General features: G+C 50.6%; 10 protein-coding genes. 2 read left to right on the top strand and 8 right to left on the bottom strand.

Annotated elements, in window-relative coordinates; all coding sequences use genetic code 11:
• The first annotated feature begins 382 nt into the window (after positions 1-382).
• A complete protein-coding gene (locus tag GL2_RS07550; protein ID WP_143730079.1) occupies positions 383-1,885 on the top strand; it encodes a lipopolysaccharide assembly protein LapB in 1,503 nt (500 codons plus the stop codon).
• A gap of 132 nt (positions 1,886-2,017) precedes the next feature.
• Here GL2_RS07550 and map read toward each other — a convergent pair whose 3' ends face one another.
• Positions 2,018-2,752 carry a type I methionyl aminopeptidase gene (gene map / locus GL2_RS07545; RefSeq protein ID WP_370452150.1) on the bottom strand — a complete coding sequence of 245 codons (735 nt, stop codon included), beginning with the start codon at positions 2,750-2,752 and terminating at the stop codon, positions 2,018-2,020.
• Positions 2,753-2,786: 34 nt separating this feature from the next.
• A complete protein-coding gene (locus GL2_RS07540; RefSeq protein ID WP_143732826.1) occupies positions 2,787-2,993 on the bottom strand; it encodes a ParD-like family protein in 207 nt (68 codons plus the stop codon).
• A gap of 125 nt (positions 2,994-3,118) precedes the next feature.
• Between GL2_RS07540 and GL2_RS07535 the strand changes: the two genes are divergently transcribed.
• Entirely contained in the window at positions 3,119-4,852 is a 1,734-nt protein-coding gene (locus tag GL2_RS07535; RefSeq protein WP_232053787.1) for an NAD(P)/FAD-dependent oxidoreductase, read from the top strand.
• Between the two features lie 77 nt (positions 4,853-4,929).
• On the opposite strand, the gene GL2_RS07530 is transcribed toward GL2_RS07535, so the two are convergent.
• The 6 genes from GL2_RS07530 to GL2_RS07505 all read right to left on the bottom strand — a co-directional run bounded on the left by GL2_RS07530 (position 4,930) and on the right by GL2_RS07505 (position 11,951).
• Entirely contained in the window at positions 4,930-5,502 is a 573-nt protein-coding gene (locus tag GL2_RS07530; RefSeq protein ID WP_143730077.1) for an OmpA family protein, read from the bottom strand.
• A gap of 107 nt (positions 5,503-5,609) precedes the next feature.
• Positions 5,610-6,257, bottom strand: coding sequence for an HAD family phosphatase (locus tag GL2_RS07525; protein WP_143730076.1), 648 nt, complete (start codon positions 6,255-6,257; stop codon positions 5,610-5,612).
• A 14-nt stretch (positions 6,258-6,271) separates the two neighbouring features.
• Positions 6,272-6,637 carry a hypothetical protein gene (locus GL2_RS07520; RefSeq protein WP_143730075.1) on the bottom strand — a complete coding sequence of 122 codons (366 nt, stop codon included), beginning with the start codon at positions 6,635-6,637 and terminating at the stop codon, positions 6,272-6,274.
• 52 nt (positions 6,638-6,689) lie between these two features.
• Positions 6,690-7,436: a 16S rRNA (uracil(1498)-N(3))-methyltransferase gene (locus tag GL2_RS07515; protein ID WP_143730074.1), complete on the bottom strand. Its 747-nt coding sequence runs from the start codon at positions 7,434-7,436 to the stop codon at positions 6,690-6,692.
• A 136-nt stretch (positions 7,437-7,572) separates the two neighbouring features.
• Positions 7,573-10,704, bottom strand: coding sequence for an efflux RND transporter permease subunit (locus tag GL2_RS07510; protein ID WP_143730073.1), 3,132 nt, complete (start codon positions 10,702-10,704; stop codon positions 7,573-7,575).
• Positions 10,704-11,951, bottom strand: a complete 1,248-nt coding sequence (locus tag GL2_RS07505; protein WP_143730072.1) for an efflux RND transporter periplasmic adaptor subunit — start codon at positions 11,949-11,951, stop codon at positions 10,704-10,706. Before GL2_RS07505 ends, GL2_RS07510 begins: the two co-directional genes overlap by 1 nt.
• Between the last annotated feature and the right edge of the window lie 74 nt (positions 11,952-12,025).

Here is a 12,025-nt window from a genome sequence, read left to right as displayed (position 1 = left end):
CTGATTGCGTACATCGTACTGTTGTCAAAGGTGGATCAATATCCACAAACCCTGTTAGGCTTACCACCAAAAATATTGGTTTTGGGCGCATTTTCTCCCTAGCAGTAAAGCTGTATATATCTAGCATTCGTTGAAGCGGGAAGTGCCTGTCAAGGTTCCTTAACTCTTATACTCTGATTGTGGTCCTTTAAGCCCATCACATTCAATTACAGTGGCAATACTAGTCAATGAGTCATTAAAAGACTAAATATAGAGGTGGGCCCAAATGTCGCCCAAAGTCAAAAATATGCACATTAACCATAACCTTTAATTATCTCGTATAATTCAACCAAACCCGCATAGGGGCATACTTAGAAGATTTACAGTCAATTTGAGATGTTTCATGAAGTCTAGAATATCTAGCTTACTATTTGTTTTTTTCCTATCCATTTTATCCAGCTCAGCTTATAGCCGAGACTGGCATGAATATAAAAGCGAAAATTTTACTGTTTATTCGGATGTTTCTGCTAAAAAAGCCAAGAGCCTGATACTTGATTTAGAAAAGTTTCGCAGAGCTTCACTCCTACTAACAGGATTGGAAGATAGGCCCGAAAATTCAAGGCTCAAGGTATACCATTTCAACAAATCCAGAGATTTCGATGAATTATCAGGAACAAGACGTATCGCTGGATTTTACACGAACACAATCAACGGCCCTTTAATTTTTTCTCAGGAAAACAAACGAGGAATATTAAATGGTGGGGAAATCATGTTTCATGAGTATGTCCATCATCTCATGCGAGAGCATGGCAACATGCGTTATCCCAAATGGTATTCTGAGGGTTTTGCAGAACTATTGGCAAGCGCCATTATTAAGAAAGACTCGATAGTAATCGGAAACCTCCCCAAATGGAGGCTTTACGGTTTGGAGCAAGGCCCCTTAAAAGCCAAACAAATAATCAAGCCAGATCTAACAAAAAAAGGCGGAGAATATAATAATAGGTATTATGGCAGCGCTTGGTTACTACTTCATTATTTATTTTTTAGCGAAGACTCCAGGAAAAACTCGTACAATCAAGCCACAAAGGAATACCTAACAAAAATTAATGAAGGAGGCGATGCCTTAAAGCAATTCCCTCTATATTACAACATTGAACTGAAAGAGCTAGACGTTGCACTAATGCGCTATCTACGTGAGCGTAAGCTATCGGGATATGAGGTCAAACTCACAAAAGATGATATTCAACTTAGCAAAAGAAAACTCAGTAAAAATGAAAAACTGCTGGTTCTAGCAGAAAGAGCCATTGATTTGGAAAAGTACGATCTCGCTCTTAGATACCTGGAAAGAGCAGAAAGTAAGTCAACCTCATCTCCAGCAATTGATTCTCTTAAAGCCAATATTTTGTTTTACAAAAAGGATTATGAGTCGGCAAACACTCTTATCGAGAAAATATCAAGGATAGATGAAATAGATTATAGAATAGCTACGAATTTAGCTATCTATTTCTTCAATCGACTGGAGAGTAATCTTGAGTCCAACCATTGGGACAATGAGAGCTACTCTAAAACCTTGGAATACACTGATATAGCTATAAAAATGAATCCAGATTCACTTTCGGCTTATCAGTTTAAATGGATGGCTCAGCAGAGAAAGGGTAATACTATCGATGCCTTAAAGACCATGATGGCCGCTTACCAACAAAACCCAAATAGTATTGAAATTAATGGCTCTATTGGTTTTTTTCTGGCTGAACTCAAAAAACCAAAGCTGGCCAAGCCTTTCCTTGAGAGAACCCTCGCTTGGTCTCACGATGCAAAAATCCGTGCACAGACAAAAAAGCTTCTCAAATGGATTGAAGATGATTCTGCGGTCGCAGCCGAGTCAACTGAAAAGCAGCCAAAATAATCCAGTGCTGAAAGGGTAATTTATGCAAGCCCCTATTATAATTTAGTGAAGGTTAAAATAGGGGCACGTAGTGCGGATACTTAATAAGTACTATAGGCGTGACGTGTAAATTGATAATAGAAATTTATTGGGCTAGTGTGCTTTTTCTTCTTCCCTTAAGGTCAATACTTCACAGCCGTCCGCGGTAACCAACACCGTATGCTCCCACTGGGCCGATAACTTCCCATCCTTGGTCACAACGGTCCAGCCATCTTTTTTCAATTTTGTCTTACGATTGCCCTGGTTGATCATGGGCTCTATGGTAAATGTCATGCCTTCCTGCAAAACGATACCGCTACCAGGGCGTCCATAATGTAGTACCTGTGGCTCTTCATGCATTTCCCGACCGATTCCATGACCACAGTATTCACGCACCACACTGAACCCCTGTCGCTCTGTATAGCGCTGTATTGCATGACCTATATCCCCCAGAGTGGCGCCAGGTTTAACCGTACGGATTCCAGCCCACATGGCCTCACAGCAACTCTGCACTAGCTTTTTTGCCATCGGGGTGACACTGCCAATCATATACATTTTGCTGGAATCGGCGATGTAACCTGATTTCTCTAGGGTGATATCCACATTCACAATATCACCATCACGCAATACCTGGCCCTGGCGCGGCATACCATGACACACCACTTCATTCACTGAGGTATTAAGGGCATAAGGGTAATCATATTGGCCCTTACTAGCCGGGCGCGCTTGCAGTTCCTGGACAATGAACGACTCTACCCGATCATTAATTTCCATAGTGCTGATACCTGGCTTCACAACGCCATCCAGCATGGCGAAAACCCGGCTTAGTAGTTCACCGGATACTCGCATCAACTCCTGTTCTTTTGCGCTCTTGACCTTGATGTTATTCACGAATCAATTCTTCCAAGGTGAAAGATTCAGTGCGCAACAACATCTTGCACAACTGGCTGTAACTCAGCTCAGGGTTCAGTTCAGCCAGCATGCCAATCTTGATCCAGTACTCCGCCTGAGCATTGATGGAGCGCGCCAGGGTAGTACTGGCTTTGCGAATCTCATCGTGTAGATCATCAGAAATTTTCACAATACCCATATTTATACGATTCATAAGCGTTTTATATATGAAGTGTATATTCAATTTGAGAGTTCGTATAGAGGGCATATACGCAATTACAGTATGCAACTTATTGCATAGCCTTTACGGGAGCGATATGGTTAATGAATAACAACAATAGCTATGAGGCCACTATGACCGACCCCACTGAAAAAAAGCGCAGTGCCCCCAAGCCGAGCCGCCTGCGTATTGGCCGGCGCTATCGCCCGAGCCGCCTGGAGGGACCCTATGACGCTTTGGTAATTGGCTCCGGGATAGGTGGTCTCACTACTGCAGCTATGCTCAGCGCCACCGGCAAAAAAGTGTTGGTGCTGGAGCAACACTACACCGCTGGCGGCTATACCCATGCTTATGACCGCAACGGCTATGAGTGGGACGTAGGTGTTCACTATATAGGCGATGTGGGCGAGCACCCCACTATGACCCGCAAGATCTTCGATTTTATATCCAACCATCAGCTTCACTGGGCGCCGATGGATACGACGTACGACCGTATCTGTGTCGGTGAGGAACAATATGATCTTCGTGCTGGACGCGAGGCCTTTATTGAAGAGCTGATAAAGAACTTCCCCGACGAACGGGAAAATATAGAGCGCTACCTTGGCCGCCTCAACGAAGTGGCCAAGTCCATGCAACGAATAGCGCTGGAAAAATTACTGCCTTCCTGGTGTGGTCCTATTACACGAATGTGGCGCAAACTGCGCGACCCTTCCTGGCTGAATAAAACCACCCGCGAAGTGTTGGGCGAGATTACCCAAAACGAAAAACTGATTTCGGTCCTCACCGGCCAGTGGGGCGATAATGGTATGACCCCGGCCCAGAGCAGTTTTATCATTCATGCATTAATCGCCAAGCACTATTTATATGGCGGTTATTACCCTGTCGGTGGTGCCAGCAAAATTTCCGAAACCATTATTCCGCAAATCCAGGCTAGCGGCGGTGAAGTCTTCACATATGCCACCGTTGAAACCATCCTACTGGATGGTAACTGTGTACGTGGGGTGCGTATGGCAGATGGCACTGAGATTGAGGCTCCACTGGTAATTTCCAGTGCCGGGGTTTTCAATACCTTTGAAAGGCTATTACCACGAAGTGCCAGTGAACGTCTTGGCTACGTGCGCGACCTAAAAACTGTTAATCGCTCCATGTCGCACCTTTGCCTTTATATCGGCCTGGAGAAAACTGCGGAAGAGCTGCAGCTCCCAAAAACCAACTATTGGCTTTACGCCAGCGATAATTACGAGCGGGATATGCAGGAGTTCCTGCAGGATAGTAGTAAAGATATTCCCCTGGCCTATATCTCCTTCCCTTCAGCCAAGGATCCAACTTTTACCCAGCGATATCCGGGGCGTGCCACTATCGAAATTGTGGCACCGGCCAGTTACGACTGGTTTGCCCAGTGGCATGACAAGCCTTGGAGCAAGCGTGGTGATGACTACGAGGCCCTTAAAGAGGAGTTCAGCCAGCGCCTGCTGGAACATCTTTACCGGTATTTCCCACACCTGCGCGGACAAATTGACTATTACGAACTGTCGACGCCGCTCTCCACAGATTATTTCTGCTTTTATTCTCAAGGTGAAATCTATGGTCTCGACCACGATCCGAACCGTTTCGAGCAGAGCTGGCTGCGGCCCCAGACCCGCCTAAAGGGCTTATACCTCACCGGCCAAGATGTGATGAGCTGCGGTGTTGCTGGTGCCATGATCTCTGGCGCCTTAACCGCACAGAGTATTCTCGGCTGGCGCCAGGGAGCCAGATTGATGCGTCAGGTACTGACCAGTAAACCAGCACAGGGGGGGGACAATGAAGGGGACGGGCTAAGTAAAGCCGCCGGTTAGTCTTTTTCTTGTATGCAATCTATTGAACCCGGCGCCATCGCACCGGGTTTATTTATGCAATGTCCTTCCAGCAAGGACTATTGACGTCGAGGTAACTTACTGGGCACCCGATCAAAATTCAGTACCCGGATTACCAGGCGGCGGTTTTCTTTTTGCCCCGCCTTATTACTATTGTCGGCAATGGGATCAGTATCCCCATAACCCTGCGCTTCCATGCGTTCCGTCGATATACCCCGCTCCACCAGAAAATGCTGCACCCAGTCGGCGCGCCACTGGGACAGGCGCAGGTTTTTCTTCGAATCTCCGGCGTTATCGGTATGCCCTTCGATAGCGATCCGCAGGTCGGGGAAGTCACGCATAATCACCAGCAGCGCCTCCAGATCAGCGATGCTGTCCATACGCGGCGCAAATCCGCCCGGGTCGAACTCTAGACGCAGGATAAAAGTATCGCCACCCTTGCGCGTATTGCCTCGCAGGAAACGCACTAGGTCATCAGCAAAGGGGGCCGCCTGTCGCGCTGCCTTTTCACTCTCTCCAGTTTGCACCTCAGTCAGGGGTTTTAGCGCGTATTTCTTGTTGGGGTCAGGGCAACCGGCGATGAATGTCACCAGTATGAAAAGGTAGCAGACGAATGTGTATTTGCCCGCCATATACAGGACTTCCAATTTCTAGACGTCAGGTTCAGTGTAGAACAAGGGTCAGAAATCCTTACAGGCGGAGGAGCTGCATGGAAGCAGGTGGCAAATTGCGCCAGATCTTAAATAAAGTTAAGCACCGACATCATGTCGCTGACCACCCTTGCTCCCTGCTGTTCGAGCTGGGGCCCACGCACCGGATGTCCACTGTAACCCACCACGCGCATACCCGCCGCCACAGCAGCCTGCACTCCAAAGATAGAATCTTCCACCACCAGGCAGCGCTCGGGCTCGGCACCCATGGAGCTGGCCGCATGCAGGAAAAGTTCCGGCCAGGGCTTGCCGCGGGATACATCTTCGGCACTGAATATTCTGCCGTCGAAATACTCATACAGGCCGGTTTTATTCAGGGTCAGTTGCATTTTTTGGTGGGAACCGGAAGAGGCCACACAACTGCGCAAGCCGATTTTCTGCAGCTGGTCGAGCAAGCCCTCAATACCGGCTATAGGCTGTAACTCAGCATGAAAAGCCTCGCGAATAAGCCGCTCGGTATTACCAAAATAGTGATCGGGCAGGGGGCCACCATAGCGCTTTTCAATCTCCAGCAGGCAATCCTTGGCGGGCCGCCCACTGAACTGCTCATCCAGCTCTTCCGCGGTGGTGGATATCCCGAGCTTATTCATTTCCTCGGCCAGTATGCGGCAGACGATACTCTCGCTATCCACCAACACACCGTCGCAATCGAAAATAACCAAATCTGTGGAAGACATGGGACCCCGTTAAATCAGCGCGCTGAAAGCAGCATCAGGCCAAGTATCACGCCAATAATGCCACTGATACGCAGGAAGTTTTCATTGCCACGGGAGATCTTGATCGCCAGCGCCTTGCCGCGCTCAAAACCGATTTGCAGCATATAGGCGCCACTGAGTAAAACCAGTACACCCAGCGCATTAAACAGGATATACCAGTGGCGTGTATCTGCGATCAGTAACAGGATCAGGCCGACAATGATTCGTGCCCAAGCGGAAAAAGCGAATCCGGTTTCATTTAAGCGCTCACTGAGATCCCGCGCGAGGTGAGGCCGGGCAATAATCGCGACAGACAACACGATAATCGAGATTCCCAGCAACCATATAAGTACTTTAATCATACTTTCCCTTCCCTGAGTGTACTTGAATCAGTTTTACCCGCTGAATATACGCTTATAAATCGCCCCATTGGAACTGTAACACCGAGAGCGCAGCTATCGGAGCGGTCTCGGTACGCATTACTCGCGGCCCCAGGCGCAGGGGCATAAAGCCCTGCCCTAAGGACATATCGATTTCTGCCTGGGATAACCCTCCCTCTGGGCCCACCAGCAAAAGGGCTGAATCCGGTTTACCGCGTTCGGCCTGCCACTGATGCAAATCCAGCTCGGTGCGGTGGTGTAGCACCAGCTTGGCCATTGCAGAGGGCTCTTGTGTAGAGCCTTGTAGATAGTGCGCCAGTTTCAGTGGCTCGGCAATCTCTGGAAGCAGGTTGCGCTCACACTGCTCACAGGCACTGATAGCAATCTGGCGCCAATGACCCAGTTTTTTTTGTAAGCGGTCCCCGAACAGCTTTACTTCACAGCGTTCGGTAAACAACGGTTGTATTGCCGCCACCCCCAGCTCTGTAGCTTTCTGTATCACCCAATCGAAACGATCGCCACGGGAAATGCCGATCGCCAGGGTCAGTGCCAATGGCGATTGGCGATCTTGCGGATGAAGCTCTCCAGTTCGTGCCAGCGCACGCTTTCCAGTCCCTATCAATTCCGCGCTGTACTCCCCTCCGCAGCCATCAAAGAGAGTCAGAGGATGGCCGGTATCCAAGCGAAGTACTTTGACCAGGTGGCGGGAAGCTGATTCATCCAGTTCCACTTCCTGTTGCGTAGCGAGCGGCTGTCTGGAAAAAATACGCGGGATGCGCATGGGTGAAGATCCTATAAAAACACTATAAAAAAGCCGACAGGAATGTCGGCATTTTGCAGGCAATGAGTTTAGGCATTTATGCTCAGAGGAAGCAATGGCGGAAGAACTCTGCCATTGCTTTGAGCTTAAAGGTCGGTCAAACCGTCTCCAATGAAACTGGGGCCTCACCCTCTGCCATGCGCTTGCTTTTTGGGCGTATCACTTCGATCACTTTGTACAAATTTGGCACCAGGATCAAAGTCACTGCAGTGGCAAACAGTACGCCGAAGGCAAGGCTGATTACCATCGGAATCAGGAATTGGGCCTGGATAGAGCGCTCAAACATGATCGGCACCAACCCAATAAAGGTAGTAATGGAAGTCAGAATAATCGGGCGGAAACGATCTCGCCCAGCCTGAATCACCGCTTCCATTACCGCCCAGCCCTGAGCACGCAGCTGATTGATACGATCCATCAATACCAGATTGTCGTTCACAACTACCCCCGCTGCCGCAAGGAAGCCGAGCATGGACATGATGCTTATATCGTGCCCCATCAACAGGTGCCCGACCACCGCACCGAAGAAACCAAACGGCACAGCGGTAAGAATCAGCAATGGCTGTGAGTAGGAGCGGAAAGCAATGGCCAGCAGCGCATAAATTGTAAACAGGGACAAGACAAAGAATGCCATGATTGCGCCGTTAAACTCTTCCTCTTCCTGCATCTCCCCAGCAGTTCTCAGTGAGAAACCGGGGAACTGGCGCTGTAACTCAGGTACCAGGCTCTCACGCATATCCTTGAGAATTTCCTGTGCCGAGGAAGTATTCGGGGTAATCTCGGCAAATACCCGCACGGTTCGCTCGCGGTTATTACGACGGATGGTGGTATAACCCGGAACGTAAACCGCATCAGCCACTGCCGAGAAAGGTACCTCCCCCTCCACGGTGCGGATACGAATGCGGTCCATCTGATCTTCGCTGGCACGCTCTTCTTGGGGGTAGCGTACCATCACACGTACGTCTTCACGGCCACGGGGAATACGCTGTACTTCCTCGCCATAGAAACCCTGGCGTACTTGCCTGGCCACATCCGACAGGTCGATACCCATGGTGTTTGCATAAGGTTTCAGCTGGATCTCAATATCGCGGCGGGCACTCGTGAGGTTATCTCGCACATCATAAACACCTGCGTAGGTGTTCATCTTCTCCTTCACCGCGTCGGCAGCTGCACGCAGCTCTCCCATGTCACCTGAAGCAGTACTCAGGTTCAGGCTCATACCATTCCCACCATCATTGATAGTGGCGTCGATATTCAAATCCTCAACACTGGCCGGCATCTCGCCGATAAGTTTGCGCCAGCGCAACGACAAGGTCTTGGATGTCACATCGCGCAGCTCGCCATCAGTCAGCTGCAAAATCACAAATATATTGCCACGCCAGTTGAAAACCATGGAGTTCTGAACAAAGGGCTCTCCATTATTAATCTCCAGCATCTCTTCATCGGTTGCCAGCTTGTCCGCCGCAGCCAGTACCTGGTTCATGACACGCTCTGCCTCATGGAAGGGCTCGCCAGAGGCCATGCTGGCGCGCAGCTCCAAAAGATCCGAGGGTACCTGGGGTGAGAAGGAGGAACCCACATAGCCGCTCATGAAGACGCTAATGGACAGGCCCAGAGCCAACATAAACGTCATCACTGTAGTACGACTGTTACCAAGGGATTTTTTCAACAATGGCAAGTAGTACTTATCACCGGCGGTTTTCATTGCCCCGGCAAAGTGTCCACGCAGTTTCTGCAGCTTGATCCCCAAACTGGTTTTGGCGGGTTGCTCCGGCTTCATACCAACTAAGTGCGCTGGCAGGATCAACAGCGACTCCACCAGGGAGAATGCCAGACACAACAACACTACTACCGGTAAAGCAAGCATCATCTGTGCTGTGTAGCCGGGCAGAAACAGCATGGGGATAAAGAACACCATGGTGGAGGTTACGGCGAAGATCACCGGAGCAGAGACCTGTTTTACCCCTTCTTCCGCTGCGGCCAACCCGGTTACGCCGCGATCATGGGCGGCATGCACTGCCTCTCCCACAATAATCGCATCGTCCACCACAATTCCGAGAATTAACAGGAAGGCGAACAGCGACAGCATATTCAAACTGACACCTGTGATCGGCAACAGCCAAAAGGCGCCGAGGAAAGCCACAATAATGCCTACCGTAACCCACATAGCTAATGCTGGGCGCAAAAACAGCATCAGCATTACGAATACCAGCACAAAACCACTCAGTGCATTGGTGGTCAACAGGTTCATACGGCCTTCAAAAGCCTTGGAGAAATCGAACCAGATATCAAACTCCATTCCCGGCGGCAGCTGGGTCCGGGCTTCGGCCATAAAGACTTTGATGCGTTCTGCGGTACCGACTACGTCCAGAGGCTCCCCCTGGACCACCCTCAGGTTCATGGCCGGGTTACCGTTAAAGAGGATGACGTTGTTGTACTCTTCAAAGCCATCGCGCACAGTAGCCACATCCCGCAGCAGCAGTACAGAACCATCGGCACGGCTGACTACTGGGATACGCTCGAAGTCTTCAGCGCTATAGGCCTGGCCACGTGTCTGTACCTGGATGTCACCTCGATCCGAGCGCACCATACCTGCGGGCAAATCCAAAGAGGAGCGACGCACCGCGTCTGCGACATCGTTAAAGCTCAGGTTATAGCGGCGCAGGTCCAGCTCGGAAACTTCAATCGACAACTCATCCGGACGTTCACCCCAGATATCCACACTGCGCACACCGGGAATCAGGGTGAGTTTATCGCGTAAATCCAGGGCAGTTTCCTTAAGCTGTCTCTCGGAAACCGGACCGCCGATGGCGATCATCATCAGTTGGGTATCCCACTCCTGCATGCGGATTACCGGGCGCTCAATCCCTTCGGGGAAGGTGTTGATACTGTCTACCTGCACTTTGATATCGTTGAGCAGGCGCAGCTCGTCGTAACCGTCCACAGCTTGAATTTCAACTGAGGAGTGGCTGCGGCGGGAAGCAGAGTTAACCTCTTTAATCCCTTTAACTTCAGCGATAGCCTCTTCCACGCGCACAGTAACCTGCTGCTCTACTTCTGCAGGGCCGGCACCAGGGTAGGAAATCTCCACTTCGACAATACCCGGCTGGATTGCCGGGAACACTTCGCGGTCAATGCCGCTGATACCAAAAATACCGCCGATGATAATCATGATCATCAGCAAGTTAGCGGCCTTGCTGTTACGTACGAACCAGGGAATGATGCCGTTCATCAGTGGCCTCCCTGAGAAGCATTATTCGTCGCCGCAGTGTCGCTGACTGCTGTAGCCGATGCCTCAGGACTACTTTCCACACTATCGACCAACCCGGCCGGTTTCTCATTCAAAGGGTTGGCGGTCAGTGCCATACCTTCACGGGAGTACCCCAGGCTGGAGACCACCACGCGGTCGCCAGTGGCGATCTCCCCGCGCAGCCATACCTTGTCACCGATGCTTTGTAATAATTCCACCTCTTTGAAAATGAGTTTGCTCTCCTCATTCAATACCAGCAGGTGATCTCCTTCGTGCAGAGCCTGACGCGGTAATTCCACCACATCATCGAAAGTTTTACCGGCGATATCCGCCTCTACAAAGAGGCCATTCATCAGCGGCGCATCACCTTCATAGGGGTTCTGTACCTGGGCCACAGCAAAGATAAAACGACTATTGGGATCAATACTCGCTTCAGTGCGTACCAACTGCGCACGCCACTCGCGCTCGCGCCCGGCTACTACTGCCTGGAGCCGTACTTCAGGACCGTTTTCGATGGATCTACCTAGTGGCAAGTCGAGCAGGGCAAGCTGCTGGTCAGTCAAAGGCAAACGCACCTCGGCAATACCGGTGCTATGGATTTTTGCCAGCCTGGTACCCGGGGTGATGTACTGGCCCAGGTCCACATAGGTTTCGACTACGCGGCCGGCAAAAGGCGCTGTTACTGTTGTGCGCTTAAGGTCAAGTTTCGCTTGATCGCGATCCGCACCTGCAGCCGCCACTGCGGCTTCCGCGGCAGCCAGGTGGGGCTTGCGCAGGAACAGGGCATTGGCGGCCTCGCTACCCAAGTCGCGCCACTCGCGCTTGGCTTGTTTGGCACGACCCTGCTCCTGAGCCAGAGCAGACCTGGCATCAGCCAGCTGTGACTCGGCACGGGTCACTTTATAGGCGTAGTCAGCCTGCTCAAATTTGAGCAGGGGCTCCCCTGCGGCGAAGAAGCCACCAGGTACAAAGGCATCAGCCACACTTTCGATAACACCACCGACGCGGGCCACCACTTCAATTTCATGGCGGGCATGCACAGTGCCCTGGCTTGGTACTAACAGAGTCTGACGGCCCGGCTCCACATAGAGAACATCGGCAACTGGCGGCACAACGGCTTCTGGTGGTTTCTCTTCGGGTTTGGGTTTAAGGAGTACCACTGTAGCAATGGCAGCCGCCCCAATAACCAAAACGGTAAGTAATAGCTTGTTCTTGCTCGAAACTTTCACAGGTACCCTCTACCCCAATCTTGTGACCGAAACTGATCAAATTTTAATTAGCGCGCATTCTACAGGTGTTCGAC

The sequence above is a fragment of the Microbulbifer sp. GL-2 genome (genome assembly GCF_007183175.1).
GTDB lineage: Bacteria > Pseudomonadota > Gammaproteobacteria > Pseudomonadales > Cellvibrionaceae > Microbulbifer.
This window is presented reverse-complemented; position numbering and strand designations above follow the sequence as displayed.